Annotated in this window: 12 protein-coding genes; 5 read left to right on the forward strand and 7 right to left on the reverse strand. The window is 67.1% G+C overall.

Annotated features, from left to right (window positions below):
• Positions 1-32: 32 nt before the first annotated feature.
• The 7 genes from KVP70_RS18175 to KVP70_RS18205 all read right to left on the reverse strand — a co-directional run bounded on the left by KVP70_RS18175 (position 33) and on the right by KVP70_RS18205 (position 8,100).
• Positions 33-527: an FxDxF family PEP-CTERM protein gene (locus KVP70_RS18175; protein WP_229224908.1), complete on the reverse strand. Its 495-nt coding sequence runs from the start codon at positions 525-527 to the stop codon at positions 33-35.
• A 213-nt stretch (positions 528-740) separates the two neighbouring features.
• The gene (locus tag KVP70_RS18180; protein ID WP_217943605.1) at positions 741-2,126 is read right to left on the reverse strand and encodes a sensor histidine kinase; all 1,386 of its coding nucleotides are present in this window, start codon (positions 2,124-2,126) and stop codon (positions 741-743) included.
• Complete coding sequence (locus tag KVP70_RS18185; RefSeq protein WP_217943606.1) at positions 2,126-3,466, reverse strand: sigma-54-dependent transcriptional regulator; 1,341 nt, start codon at positions 3,464-3,466, stop codon at positions 2,126-2,128. Before KVP70_RS18185 ends, KVP70_RS18180 begins: the two co-directional genes overlap by 1 nt.
• 59 nt (positions 3,467-3,525) lie before the next feature.
• Positions 3,526-4,761: an ABC transporter permease gene (locus tag KVP70_RS18190; RefSeq protein ID WP_217943607.1), complete on the reverse strand. Its 1,236-nt coding sequence runs from the start codon at positions 4,759-4,761 to the stop codon at positions 3,526-3,528.
• A gap of 9 nt (positions 4,762-4,770) precedes the next feature.
• Positions 4,771-6,087, reverse strand: coding sequence for an ABC transporter permease (locus KVP70_RS18195; protein WP_217943608.1), 1,317 nt, complete (start codon positions 6,085-6,087; stop codon positions 4,771-4,773).
• A 10-nt stretch (positions 6,088-6,097) separates the two neighbouring features.
• Positions 6,098-6,808 carry an ABC transporter ATP-binding protein gene (locus KVP70_RS18200; protein WP_217943609.1) on the reverse strand — a complete coding sequence of 237 codons (711 nt, stop codon included), beginning with the start codon at positions 6,806-6,808 and terminating at the stop codon, positions 6,098-6,100.
• 23 nt (positions 6,809-6,831) lie between these two features.
• Complete coding sequence (locus tag KVP70_RS18205; RefSeq protein WP_217943610.1) at positions 6,832-8,100, reverse strand: efflux RND transporter periplasmic adaptor subunit; 1,269 nt, start codon at positions 8,098-8,100, stop codon at positions 6,832-6,834.
• Between the two features lie 193 nt (positions 8,101-8,293).
• Between KVP70_RS18205 and KVP70_RS18210 the strand changes: the two genes are divergently transcribed.
• The 5 genes from KVP70_RS18210 to KVP70_RS18230 all read left to right on the forward strand — a co-directional run bounded on the left by KVP70_RS18210 (position 8,294) and on the right by KVP70_RS18230 (position 13,001).
• Positions 8,294-9,829 carry a MutS-related protein gene (locus KVP70_RS18210; protein ID WP_217943611.1) on the forward strand — a complete coding sequence of 512 codons (1,536 nt, stop codon included), beginning with the start codon at positions 8,294-8,296 and terminating at the stop codon, positions 9,827-9,829.
• A gap of 133 nt (positions 9,830-9,962) precedes the next feature.
• Entirely contained in the window at positions 9,963-10,403 is a 441-nt protein-coding gene (locus KVP70_RS18215) for a DUF4214 domain-containing protein (protein ID WP_217943612.1), read from the forward strand.
• Positions 10,404-10,507: 104 nt separating this feature from the next.
• Positions 10,508-11,035, forward strand: a complete 528-nt coding sequence (locus tag KVP70_RS18220) for a GbsR/MarR family transcriptional regulator (protein WP_217943613.1) — start codon at positions 10,508-10,510, stop codon at positions 11,033-11,035.
• 68 nt (positions 11,036-11,103) lie between these two features.
• A complete protein-coding gene (locus KVP70_RS18225) occupies positions 11,104-11,556 on the forward strand; it encodes a cell division protein (protein ID WP_217943614.1) in 453 nt (150 codons plus the stop codon).
• Entirely contained in the window at positions 11,553-13,001 is a 1,449-nt protein-coding gene (locus KVP70_RS18230; RefSeq protein ID WP_217943615.1) for a TIGR01777 family oxidoreductase, read from the forward strand. The genes KVP70_RS18225 and KVP70_RS18230 overlap by 4 nt, the downstream gene beginning before the upstream one ends.
• Positions 13,002-13,094: the final 93 nt, after the last annotated feature.

Here is a 13,094-nt window from a genome sequence, read left to right on the forward strand (position 1 = left end):
AAAGACGCCGCGGCGTCTTTTGGGGGAGATGCTCAGGATTTGCGGCGTCGCGCGAGCGCGCCCATCAGCGCCAGGCCGCCCAGCAGCATGCCATAGGTGGCGGGCTCCGGTACCGGCGAAGTGACGTCCAGCGTGCCGGCGTAGCTGCCCACACCGTGATCGGTGCCCTTGATGGTCAGCGTCAGCAGGCCGACCACCGGCGTGGCGAAGTACAGGCTGCCGGAAAATGCGCCGATGTTCATCACCGGCAGCGGCGCGCCGTTGATGTCGGCCCAATTGAAGTTCAGGTCGCCGGCGGTGGACGCCACATTGGCAAAGAAGCCCTGCGCCGTGCCCGGCAAGCCGGAATACGAGAAAGTATAGGTATCGGTGAAGGCCAGGCCGTCGGTGTGCGACGTGCCGAAGGAAATGGTCCAGTCGATCGGACCTCCTGTCATGGCCAGGACCGGCGACGTATAGTCGTTCGCCCACGCGCCACCTGCCGCCGCAGCCATCAAACCTGCCGCCAGTAGTGATTTTAATTTCATATTATCCCCGCGAAATGTAAGACAAAACACGAAACCCCGGTACTACCTGAGCAAAGTACGCCTTGGGATTTTCGGTGTCAATTGGCTATTTTTTTATCGCGGAAGAACGGCCGATAGGGCGCAACTAATACACGGGCTGGACAATAAGGAATTTCTATTATTCAATTTCCGTTGTGCAAATCATCAACTTAATTTCAATTTTGTAATGACGATTTAGTTGTTTGCAGCCGACACTGGCAGGATCAGGGTCACGGTCAGGCCGCCGCCGTCGCGGTTGGCCAGGGTGATGCGGCCGCCGTGGGCTTCGGCGATTTCACGCGCCAGCGCCAGGCCCAGGCCGGTGCCGCTGCGCTTGGTCGAGTAGAACGGCACCAGCGCGTTGGTCAGCACGGTGTCGCTCATGCCGGGGCCGCGATCGTGCACGTCAATCCGCACCGCGCCGTGCAGGCGCCGCACCTCCAGGCTGACCTCGCCGGCCGGCGAGCCCGATTCGTGGGCGTTCTTGAGCAGGTTCAGCAGCGCTTGCTCCAGCTGCGAGGGATCGAAGGCGCAGGGCTCGTCGGGCGGCGCGCCGGCGACGCTGAACTCGACCTGGGCCGCCAGCTGGGCCAGGAAGGCCGGCCACGCCTGCAGCTCCAGGCGCGGCGTCGGCAGCTTGGCGAAGCGCGCGTAGCCGAGGATGAAACTTTCCAGGTGGCGGGTGCGCTCCTCGATGGTGGCGAGGATTTGCGGCAGGCGCTCGGTCTGGCCGCGCCGCACCAGCTCGGCGCCGGAATGGGCCAGCGAGGTCAGCGGCGCAAGCGAGTTGTTCAGCTCGTGGCTGATGACGCGGATCACCTTTTTCCAGGTCTGCACTTCCTGCCGGCGCAGCTCCATGGTCAGCTGGCGCAGCAGCAGCAGTTCGTGCTTGCGGCCGTTGAGGTTGAAGCTGCGGCGCGCCAGGTGGTAGACCTCTTCCTCGTCGAGGGTTTCCTGGTCCCCTTTGGTTCCCGCCTCCTTGCTGGTGAACAGGCCGTCGCCGCCGCGCGCCAGCGCCTCCAGCAGCGCCGCCGAGGCGTGCGCCAGGATGTCGTCGAGCCGGTGGCCCTCCAGCTTGCGTCCCTGGTTGAGCAGCTGGCGCGCCGCCAGGTTGGCGTAGACGATGGGGCCGGCCTCGCTCACCAGCAGCATCGCCACCGGCGTGTTCTGCACCATGGTGTCGAGCAGCAGCTCGCGCTGCACCAGGTCCAGCCGCTGCTGGCGCAGCACGTCGCCCAGCGCGTTGTGGGCCGCCACCAGGTCGCTCAGCTCGTCGTTCTGCGGCCAGTGCAGGCTGAACGAGAAGTCGCCATCCTGGTAGCTGGTGACGGTGCCGGTCAGCGCGCGGAACAGCGACAGCATGTACTCCAGCTGGGCGCGGATGGTGATGATGGAGATCGGCAGCACGCACAGCAGGCACACCGCCAGCACCAGGCCGGGATGGTCGGGGAAGAAATGGGTCAGCGTCAACGCGATCAGGATGCCGAGCGTCAGCAGGGTGCCGACCATCGCGGTCCAGCGCGTCAGCAGCGAAAGGCGCGAGCCTTTCTGGCGTGTGCCCCGGCGGCCGGCGTCGTCCATCAGGGACGGGCGATGCCCAGCCGTTCCATGCGGCGGTACAGCGCCTGGCGCGACAGGCCCAGCTCGGCGGCGGCCTGGGCCACCACGCCGCCGGCGCGGCTCAGCGCCAGGCCGATGCTGTCGCGGTCCGGCTCGCGCGCGCCGTCGTCGGCGACGGCGCTGGCGCTGGCCGGCAGGCCGAGGTCGGCCGCCTTGATGACGTCGCCGGCGGCCAGCAGGCCGGCGCGCGCCATGACGTTTTTCAGTTCGCGCACATTGCCCGGCCACGGATGGGCCAGCAGCGCCTGCTGCGCCGACGGGTGCAGCTGCTTGCCGGCGCCGAGGAAGTGCTGGGCCAGCGGCAGGATGTCGGCCGGCCGGCCGGCCAGCGGCGGCAGCCGCAGCTCGATCACGTTGAGGCGGTAGAACAAGTCTTCGCGGAAGCTGCCGGCCCGTATCATGGCCTGCAGGTCGGCGTTGGTGGCGCTGACCACGCGCACCTTGACCTGGCGCTCGCGGTTCGAGCCGAGCCGCTCGAAGCGGCCGGTCTCGAGCACCCGCAGCAGCTTCATCTGCCCGGCCAGCGGCAGGTTGCCGATCTCGTCGAGGAACAGGGTGCCGCCGTCGGCCGCCTCGAACTTGCCTTCGCGCGCCTTGGAGGCGCCGGTGTAGGCGCCGGCGTCGGCGCCGAACAGTTCGGCCTCGATCAGCTCGGCCGGCAGCGCGCCGCAATTGAGCACCACGAAGGGGCCGTCGCGCACGGCGGAGTTGGCCTGTATGATCTCGGCGATGCGTTCCTTGCCGGTGCCGTTCGGGCCGCTGATCAGCACCGGGACGTCGGCGCGCGCCACCTGGCAGGCCAGGTGCACCACGCGCTCGGTGGCCGGGTCTTGCCACACCATGCCGCGCAGGTCGTAGCCGCGTTCGAGCTCGCGCCGCTGGCGCAGCTCGGTCTGCAGGCGTTGCTGCAGGGCCCGCTTGGCCTGGCCCAGTTCGATCAGATTGTGCACCGTGGCGATCAGGCGGTTGTCGTCCCACGGCTTGGCCAGGTAGTCGGCGGCGCCGGCCTTGACCAGGTCGACCGCCGCGTCCAGATGGGTCCAGGCGGTCAGCAGGATCACCGGCAGCTCGGGGTGGCGCTCGCGGATGGCGCGGAACAGCGCCGTGCCTTCCTGGCCCGAGGTGGTGTCGGCGGAGAAGTTCATGTCCTGCAGCACCAGGTCGACGCTGTGGCGCTCCAGCAGCGCCAGGCCGGCTTCGGGGGAGGCGGCGCGCAGCGCGTCGATGTCGTGCAGCGAGAACAGCACTTCAAGCGCGATGGCGACGGCGGCGTTGTCGTCGATGATCAATACGGTAGGCATGCCGTAAGCATAACATTGTCGCGGCATGCCCGGTGCAGCAAACATGGGGTCGGCCGCCACTAGGCGCTGCGGGTGGCGGTGGCCGGCGAGATCGACGCCGCGCGCCAGGCCGGACCGTACACGGCGGCCACGCCCAGCGCCCAGAACACGGCGGCGCCGGCGATCAGGTAGGCGGCCGGCAGGCGCGCCATTTCCAGCTGGCTCACCAGCAGCTGGTTCAGGCCCAGCGCCAGCAGCACGCCGGCCGCCACGCCGACGCTGGTGATCATCACGTTCTCGGTGACGAAGTAGCGCAGGATGTCGACCCGGCGCGCCCCCAGCGCGCGCCGCACGCCGATCTGCTTGCGGCGCTGCGTGACCCACAGGCTGGCCATGCCGACGATGCCGCTGGCGGTGATCAAGAGCAGCAACACGCTCACCGTCACCAGCATCCAGGCCAGCGCGTTGTCGGCGCGGTAGCGGTCGGTGCGGAATTCGGCCATGGTCTTGGCCCGGACGATCACCGGCGTCGGCGACGAGGCGCGCAGCGCCGCCTCGGCCTCCTTGATCACGCGGTCCATCTGGCCCGGCTCGGCGCGCAGCGTGTAGCTGGTGGCGTTGTCGCCGGTCAGGCGGGTCGGCACGATGGTGGAGAATTCGCCGCGCTCGCCGATCTGGGCGTTCGGCGTTTGCAGCCGCTCGATCACGCCCACCACGCGCGCCTCCCTGGCCTTTTCGCCGGTGCCGAAATAAAAGGTCTTGCCGACCACGCCGGCCGCGCCCGGCCACAGTTTTTCGCCCTGCTGGCGGGTGATGATGGCGACCTTGGGGTAGTCGTCGCTGGTGTTCTCGTCGATCTCCAGGATCTCGTTGGGCAGGAAGTCGCGCCCCTCGACCAGTTGCAGGCCCCAGGTCTTCACCAGCGAATCGGGGGTGACGTAGGTGCTGGTGGTGGCGGTCGACTTGACCTGCCGGCGGTCGGACGCCACGCCGGTGTAGTTGCCCGAGCGCGACAGCGGCATCTGGGTGGTGATGGCCACCGACGCCACGCCCGGCACGGCGCGCAGCGTCGCCGTTTCGCGCTGCTGGGCCGCCAGCTCCGGCTGGTGGCCGGCGTTCTGCAGGCGGCGCACCTGCAGGTTGAAGACGTCGGCTTCGTTGGCGACGCCGCTGGCGCGCGCCGACACCGCCTGGCGCACTTGCACGATATGCAGGGCGTTGGCCAGGATGGCCAGGCTCAGGGCGACCTGCACGGCCACCAGGATGGGGCCGGTCTTGTTGCGCAGCAGTGCCGACAGGATGGGGCGGATTTCCATGACAGCTCCTTATTGGGATTTGAGTTGCAGGGCGGGCGTGACCTGGCAGGCGCGCCAGGTCGGCAGCAGGCCGGCCAGCACGGCCGACAGCACCGCCATCGCGAACGTGGTCAGCAGCATGATCCAGTCCATATGGGCCACCACCGTCAGCGCCTTCGACTGCATGGCGATCAGCGCCAGCGCGCCGAAGGCCAGCAGCAGGCCGAGCGCGCCGCCGACCAGGCCGACCACGGTGGTCTCGATCAGGAACTGGTGGAAGATTTCGCGGCGCGAGGCGCCCAGAGCGCGGCGGATGCCCACTTCGGCGGCGCGCACCGAGAACTTGGCCAGCAGCAGGCCTATCGTGTTCACCAGGCACAGCACCAGGAAGCCGAACGCCAGCCAGGCCGACAGCTTGCTGTCGTTGCCGACCACCTTCATGAAGTCCAGCCATTCGCGCACGTCGTACAGCTTGTTGGGGGCGTTGCGCGGCAGGCGGCCCAGCTTGCGCTGTTCGGCGGCGTAGCTGTCGAGGTAGCTCTGCAGGTTGGCGCGCTCGCCGGCGCTGCGGGTCTCGAACCAGAACTGGATCCAGGTGCACTCGGAATCGAGGAAAGCCTGGTAGCCGGGGGCGATGTCGTCGGAGCAGCTGGTGCTGCCGTTGCGCGGCATCTCATTGCGGATCGCCGTGGCGAAGGGCACGAACATGTCATCCTCGTCGCTGAAGGCGCCGTCGCTGCTGCCGATGATGCGGTGGAAGCGCGGCACCACCTTCCAGTTGTCGAGCACGCCGACGATCTGGTACTGCTGGCCGGCCATGGTCAGGCGCTGGCCGACCGGGTCGGTGTCGCCGTACAGCTTTTCCGACAGCTTGCGGCCCAGCACCACGACGTTGGCGCCGCCCTTGTCGTCGGCCGGGCTCCATGGCTGGCCGTGCAGGAAGGGGGCGTCGAACATATTGAAGTAGTCGCCGGCCACGGCCAAGCCGCGCGCGGTGAACACGCCGATGTCCTTGCGCGCCGGCTCGACCGCCAGGCCGGTGCCGAAGATCGCGGTGGCGCGCTCGGCCGCTTTGCTGTTGAGGAGGTTGAGCGTGTCGCGGTAGCTCAGCTGGTTGTCGTTGGGCTCGTCGCCGGGCTTGTAGCCCTTGACCGGGCCGTTGTCGACCAGCGGCACGAACAGGCGCTCGCTCTTGGACGGGATCGGGTCGCCCGACATCACGTGCAGGATGGTCAGGGTGGCCACGCTGGCGGCCACGCCGACGGCCAGCGTCAGCACCATCAGCGCGGTCAGGGCCGGGTTGCGGCGCAGGCTGCGCAGCCCCAGCAGGAAATAGTATTGGAACATGTGGCGCTCCTTATGCGACATGGGAATTCGCGTCGAACAAGGTCGGCGCCTTGCGCACCAGGTCCGACACCTGGCCGTCGATGATGTGGACGTTGCGCTGCGAGCGCACCGCCAGTTCCGGGTCGTGGGTCACCATCAGGATGGTGGTGCCCTGGGCGTTGATTTCCTCCAGCAGCTCCATTACGCCGCGCGCCATCTGGGTGTCCAGGTTGCCGGTCGGCTCGTCGGCCAGCAGCAGCTTGGGCGAGCCGGCCAGCGCGCGCGCGATCGCCACGCGCTGCTGCTGGCCGCCCGACAGTTCGGCCGGGAAGTGCTTCATGCGCGAAGCCAGCCCGACCTTGGACAGCGCGTCCTCGATGCGCTCCTTGCGCTCGGCGGCGTTGAAGCCGCGGTAGCGCAGCGGCACGTCGACGTTGTCGAACAGTGACAGGTCGGGGATCAGGTTGAAGCCCTGGAAGATGAAGCCCAGCTTTTCGTTGCGCAGGCGCGAGCGGGCGTTGTCGTCCATGCCCTTGACGTTGACGCCGTCGAGGATGTACTCGCCGTCGGTGAACTCTTCGAGCAGGCCGGCGATGTTGAGGAAGCTGGTCTTGCCGGAGCCGGAAGGGCCGGTCACGGTGACGAACTCACCCTGCTTGACGTTGATCTCGAAGCCGCGCAGCGCGTGGGTTTCGATCATGTGGGTACGGTAGACTTTGCTCAGGTTTTGCATGCGCAGCATGGAGGGCCTCTTGGAAAAAAAAGTTATTGGTTGATCGAGACGCGCGCGGCGTTCTCGAACGTTTCGGTGCCGGAGATGACGACCTTGTCGCCCTGTTTCAAACCGCCGAGGATCTCCACCGCGGAGACGCTGGTGGCGCCCATCTTGATCGGGGTGCGGATGGCGATGCCGTCGCGCACCACATAAGCGAAGCGGCCGCCTTCGGACTCCACGAACGGGCCGCGCTGCAGCATCAGCGTGTTGGGTTTTTCATCGATCAGCAGGCGGGCGGTGACGCGCTGGTTCTGGCGCAGGCCGGCCGGCTGGGCCGCGGTGAAGCGCACCCGCGCCAGCACCTGGTTCTTGACCACTTCCGGCGACAGCGCCGACAGCCGGGCGTTGGCGTTACCGGTGCCGTAGTTGACGTCGGCGTTCATGCCCAGGCCGATGTCGGACACATAGGTCTCCGGCACCTCCAGCTCGACTTCCAGGCGCGACAGGTCGACCAGCGTCATCAAAGGCGCATTGGCCGGCACCACGCTGCGGTTGGCCACCGACAAGGTGCCGATGAAGCCGTCCACCGGCGCCCGCACGGTCAGCTCGTCGACCCGGCGCTGGGCGTTGGCCAGCGACAGCCGTTGACGGTCCAGCTCGTTGATCTTGGTCTTCAGTTCCAGCGCCACGTTGTCGCTTTCCAGCTCGGCCGCCTGGCCGGCGTGCCTGGCGCGGATCTCGGCCGAGTTCAGCGCGTCCTTGGCCTTCTGGTATTCGATCTTGGCGATGATGCCTTCGTTGGAGACGGCGTTGTAGCGCTCCAGCGTGCGCAGCGCCGACAGGCGGTCGATCTCGGCGGTGTCGGCGTCGCGCCGGGCCAGCAGCTTCTGCTTGCGAGCCAGGATCTTCTGGCGCTCGACCTCGGCCTCCAGCTGCAGGAAGCTCGATTGCTCGCGCTTGAGGGCGTCGGTCAGGTCGGGCGATTCCAGCACCGCCAGCACGTCGCCGCGCTTGACGGTGTCGCCGGCGGCCGCCTTCAGTGTCACCGTGGCCGGCGAGGCCGAGTACAGCGTCGGGCTGATGGCGGCGACGATGCGGCCGTTGACGGCGGCGTCGCGGATCAGCGTGCCGCGGCCCACTTCGGCGATGCGCAGGCGCGACAGGTTGACCGAATGGTCGCTGCCGCGCCAGGAGTGCAGCAGCGAGTAGGCCCCCGCCAGCAGGACGATGGCGCCGGCGGCGATGACCAGGCGGCGCTTGGCGGCCTGGCCCTTGGGGGCGGCGATGACGGCGTCTTGATTGGAGGTGTCGCGTATCATGATCGTGTAAGTGTGTGTAGATGTACAACGTTATGCAGAAACCGTGCCAGCACTTAAGTGTTTGATTTGATTGATGTTGGCTGCCGCTGTCCGTTGTCCGCGCCCTTGTCCGGTCGTCCGCCCTGTCCGGCCGCGCTTGATAAAACGGCAAGCGTGACCATGTGCAGCGCTGTCGCCCCCACCCGAGTACCGTATGAGCTTGCTTGACCGTTTGACCCGCTTGCTGCTGCCCGCCGAAACGCCGATAGCCGACTACCCCTTCGTCGCCAGCGACGTCGCGCGGTACCAGCGCACCGCCCACGCCGACGCCAGCGCGCTGGACGCGCAAACCTGGGACGACCTGCTGCTGCCGCAGTACAGCGCGCAGCTGGCGCGCCAGACCAGCATCTTCGGCCAGCAGGAGCTGCACCGGCGCCTGCACGCGGACGGTGGCACGGTGGCCGCGTCCGCCGTCCGCGTGCGGACACTGGCGCAGGACGCCGGACTGCGGCAACGGCTGCACGCCGCCTGCTCGGGCTTGCGCCGCGCCGACCGCGAGATTAGCGACACCCTGTTCGGCGCCGTCTTGCCGCCGGCGCCGCGCTGGCTGGCGCTGCTGCCGTGGCTGCCGCTGGGCTTGCTGCTGTCGGTGGCGCTGGCGCTGGTCACCGGCGTGGTGGCCTTGTGGGGCGTGGTGGTGCTGCTGTGGCTGGCGCTGATGGCGGTGCAGATGCGCCATCACGAAGCGGTCGAGGAATGGGGCCGCAGCCTGGCCACGCTGCAGCAAATGCTGCGCGCCCACAGCCTGCTGGCCGCGCTGGACGATCCGCTGACGGCGGGCCTGCGCGCGGACGCGGCGCAGGCGGGCAAGCTCAATCGCAAGATCGCCCAGTCGGCGGCCGGCAACCTGCCCGGCGTGCGCGAGTACCGCGACTGGCTGTGGCAGATGAATGTGCGCCACTACTTCGACAGCCGCGAAGCGGTGCGCGGCGACCTTGAATTCCTGCGCGGCAGCTTCCAGCGGGTGGCGGCGCTGGAGGCCGACCTGGCGCTGGCGCCGCGCTATTGCTGGGCCGAGCAGGGCGGCGCCGTCACGCTGGAGCAGGTGGTGCATCCGCTGCTGGCGCAGGCCGAGCCGCTGTCGTTCGCGCTGGCGGGGCAGGGCGCCTTCATCTCCGGGCAGAACGGCATCGGCAAGAGCACCCTGCTGCGCACGGTGGGGCTGAACCTGATCATCGCCCGCGCGTTTGGCTTCTGCTATGCGGAGCGGGCGGTCACGCCGCTGCTGCCGGTGTATTCCAGCATGCAGAGCGAGGATGCGCTGGACGGCGGCGAGAGCCTCTACATCGCCGAGCTGCGCCGGGCGCGCGAGCTGCTGGCGCTGGCCGAGCGGGCGCCGGCGGTGTTCATCATCGACGAGATTTTCCGCGGCACCAACCACCTGGAATCGATCTCGGCGGCGGCGGCGGTGTTGCACACGCTGTCGCAGCAGGGCACGGTGATCGTCTCCTCGCACAACCTGGTGCTGGCGCCGCTGCTGCAGGAGCGCTTGACGCCGTGGTGCGTCAGCCGCGTCGGTGATGGACTGCGGGTGGCGCCGGGCGTGCTGGCCGATACGAACGGTATTGCCTTGCTGGCGGCGCGCGGTTTCGACCAAGCCATCTCGCTGAAGGCTGGCCGCGTGTTCGACTGGCTGAGTGCGCAAGCGCAAAGTCCGCAGCGGCAACAAGCCGCCGCCGGCGTTCTGTGATGACTTTCTGTTGAGTTAACAAATAAATAAGGTTAGTATATTTGAATTGCATATATGTAAAAATTGGCAAATAGGAACATGCCGATGTATGCAATGCCTGTGAACTTAACCATTCTTTTTGGGGACCATACAAATGTCGTCGACGACTTTCGAAATCGAAAAACTGTACATTGAATTCTTTAATCGTCCTGCAGACGCAGGCGGCCTGCAATACTGGAGCAACGCGGCCAACAACGGCGCCACCATTACCCAGATCGCTCATGCCATGGAAAACTCGGTCGAGTACCACGCGGCCTTTACGCAGAGCTGGAACGACGGTGTGGCGTCCAGCGTCGACCATGCCTTCATGAACATGTTTGACCGCCATGCCAGCATGGCCGAACTGTCGACCTGGGGCGTGAAATTGTACGGCGCCCTGGTCGAGCACACGCCGACCTCCGACGTGATCATGCAGATCGGCGATGCCGCCGTCGGCGCCGATCTGCAGCACCTGATGCAAAAAGTCACCGACGCCGTGCCGGTTCAACTGGTCGGCGTGCAAACGCACGAAGCGGTACACGCAGCCATCGCCTAAACAGGCTGGCATCCGCGGCCGGGTCCCGCTCACCCGGTCGCGGAGTTGATTTCTTAAAAAATTTGGCCTATTATTTCTGTAACGACAGAAATGAGAGAAATGCCATGACCCTCGCACCGACCATCCAAAAATACATCCTGCACTGGGGGGAGATGGGCACGCGCTGGGGTGTCAACCGCACGGTGGCGCAGATCCATGCGCTGCTGTTCCTCGTCAACCGGCCGCTGCCGGCCGAGGAAATCGCCGACACGCTGGGCGTGGCGCGTTCCAACGTCAGCAACAGCCTGAAGGAATTGCAGGGCTGGGGGCTGGTGCGCATCAGCCATATCGCCGGCGATCGCCGCGACCACTTCGTCGCCCTGCAGGATGTGTGGGAAATCTTCCGCGTCATCGTCGAGGAACGCAAGAAGCGCGAGATCGACCCCACGCTGACGGTGTTGCGCGAATGCGCGCTGGAGGCCGAGAATGATCCGGCGCTGGAGGCGGCCACCAAGGTCAAGATGGACCAGGTGCTGGATTTCCTGGAAATGCTGACCACCACCTACGGCGACTACAAACACCTGCCGCCCGCCACCATGCAGCGCTTCCTGAAGATGGGCGGCAAGGTGGCGCGCCTGCTGGGCGGGGACTGACATAAGCATCCCTTGCGCTAAACATTTCACTTTATATTTCTGTTTTTACAGAAATAACGGACAAAATCATGGCGGCGAGACCCTGGCTGGTGCGGTGGATTTACTTGACGGTGGCGGCGCACCTGGTGGTCGGCGTGCTGTTGCCGTTGTGCGCGGGGGCTGCCATCACGGAGGGCTATCGTCGCGGCATCGAGGCCTTCTTCTTCGGCACGGATGCGCCCGCCGCTGGCCAGGCGCTGCACGTGTGGTGGCTCTCGCTGTTCGGCCCGACGGTGCAGGCGGCGGCGATCTGGATGGCCGGCCTGGCCGTCATCGGCGACCAGCAACGCAATGGCTTCGCCTGGGCAGTGCTGATCCTCGGCCTGTTGGTGTGGGCGCCGCAGGACATGCTGATCTCGGCGCGCGCGCATTGCTGGATCAACCTGTGGATCGATACGCTGGCGCTGGCGGTCATGCTGCCGCCGCTGCTGTGGCTGTGCAAGCTCGACCTGGCATCCAAACATAGAAAGGCAACGTCATGAATACCCATTTTCTGGCCTTGCAGTTGATGGCCTTCCAGGGCTGCCTGGGGGCGTTCGACACGCTGTACCACCACGAGCTGACCGAAGCGCTGCCCGGCCGCGCCAGCGCGCGGCGCGAACTGGCGATCCACGCGCTGCGGGCGATGATCTACAGCGCCTTGTTCATCGGCCTGGCCGGCTGGGCGTTCCACGGCGCGTGGGCCTGGGTGCTGCTGGTGGTGTTCTCGGTTGAGATCGTGCTGACGCTGTGGGACTTCGTGGTCGAGGACCGTACCCGTCTGCTGCCGGCGACCGAGCGCGTGACCCACACCGTGCTGGCGATGAACGGCGGCGCCTTCATTGCGCTGCTGGCGCTGAACACGCCGCAGTGGCTGGCCATGCCGACCGCGCTGGCCTGGCAACCGCAAGGCGCGCTGAGCGTATTCCTGGCGCTGTGCGGCGTCGGCGTCGGCCTGTCCGGCGTGCGGGATGCGTTGGCCTCCAGGGAGATCGGCAAGCTGGCGCTGCGCGACGGCGCCGCCACCGAGTTGCGTTTCGGCCCGCCGGGGCGCAGCTTCCTGGTGACCGGCGCCACTGGCTTTATCGGCCAGCGTCTGGTGCGCGCGCTGCTGCGCGACGGGCAGCGCGTGACGGTGCTGACGCGGCAGGTGCGCCAGGCCGCGTGGCTGTTCGACGGCCGCGTCGATTGCGTGGACAGCATGACGCAATTGCCAACGTCGCGCCGCATCGATGTCGTGATCAATCTGGCGGGCGCGCGCATCTTGGGCTGGCGCTGGACGGCGGCGCGGCAGGCGGCGCTGCGCGCCAGTCGCGTCGAGCTGACCAACAAATTGGTGGCGTGGATCGCCACGGCCGAGTACAAGCCGGCCATGCTGGTGTCGGCTTCGGCGATCGGCTACTACGGCATACAGCGCCGGGGCGACGATGCCGTGCTGACCGAGAACGACGGTCCGCAGGCGATGTTCATGTCCGACCTGTGCCGCGAATGGGAGCAGGCGGCGCAAGGCGCGGCGGCCCACGGGGTGCGCGTGGCGTGCACGCGCTTCGGACTGGTGCTGGGCACGCAAGGCGCGCTGCCCATGATGTTGTTGCCCATCAAGTTGGGCTTGGGCGGGCCGTTGGGCGGCGGCGCGCAATGGCTGTCGTGGATCCATATGGCCGACGTCATCGGCGGTATTGCGCACCTGTGCCGTTCGGGCGAGGCGGGCGTCTACAACTTCACGGCGCCGGAAAGCCTGACGCAGGCACAGTTCAGCCGTGTGGCGGCGGGCGTGCTGCGGCGTCCCTTCGGCTTCCCCACGCCGGGCTGGCCGATGCGGCTGATGCTGGGCGAGCAGGCGGACTTGCTGCTGGAAGGCCAGCGGGTCGCTCCCGCGCGGCTGCTCGAGAGCGGCTATGCGTTCCGCTATCCGCAGCTGGAAGGCGCGCTGCGCAGCCTTGCATAGCGGATGCCCCAGCGGGAGACCCCCGATTCAATTGAATCACTCTTGCTCGAAATGAACTTCTGAGGTGTAATGCGGGGCCAAAGCATAGCAAAT

Source organism: Duganella violaceipulchra, assembly GCF_019166075.1.
In the GTDB taxonomy this organism is placed as follows: domain Bacteria; phylum Pseudomonadota; class Gammaproteobacteria; order Burkholderiales; family Burkholderiaceae_D; genus Rugamonas; species Rugamonas violaceipulchra.

Coding starts and splice junctions, on each gene's coding strand:
- KVP70_RS18175 (WP_229224908.1), bottom strand. CDS start 527: ATGAAATTAAAATCACTACTGGCGGCAGGTTTGATGGCTGCGGCGGCA.
- KVP70_RS18180 (WP_217943605.1), bottom strand. CDS start 2,126: ATGGACGACGCCGGCCGCCGGGGCACACGCCAGAAAGGCTCGCGCCTT.
- KVP70_RS18185 (WP_217943606.1), bottom strand. CDS start 3,466: ATGCCTACCGTATTGATCATCGACGACAACGCCGCCGTCGCCATCGCG.
- KVP70_RS18190 (WP_217943607.1), bottom strand. CDS start 4,761: ATGGAAATCCGCCCCATCCTGTCGGCACTGCTGCGCAACAAGACCGGC.
- KVP70_RS18195 (WP_217943608.1), bottom strand. CDS start 6,087: ATGTTCCAATACTATTTCCTGCTGGGGCTGCGCAGCCTGCGCCGCAAC.
- KVP70_RS18200 (WP_217943609.1), bottom strand. CDS start 6,808: ATGCTGCGCATGCAAAACCTGAGCAAAGTCTACCGTACCCACATGATC.
- KVP70_RS18205 (WP_217943610.1), bottom strand. CDS start 8,100: ATGATACGCGACACCTCCAATCAAGACGCCGTCATCGCCGCCCCCAAG.
- KVP70_RS18210 (WP_217943611.1), top strand. CDS start 8,294: ATGAGCTTGCTTGACCGTTTGACCCGCTTGCTGCTGCCCGCCGAAACG.
- KVP70_RS18215 (WP_217943612.1), top strand. CDS start 9,963: ATGTCGTCGACGACTTTCGAAATCGAAAAACTGTACATTGAATTCTTT.
- KVP70_RS18220 (WP_217943613.1), top strand. CDS start 10,508: ATGACCCTCGCACCGACCATCCAAAAATACATCCTGCACTGGGGGGAG.
- KVP70_RS18225 (WP_217943614.1), top strand. CDS start 11,104: ATGGCGGCGAGACCCTGGCTGGTGCGGTGGATTTACTTGACGGTGGCG.
- KVP70_RS18230 (WP_217943615.1), top strand. CDS start 11,553: ATGAATACCCATTTTCTGGCCTTGCAGTTGATGGCCTTCCAGGGCTGC.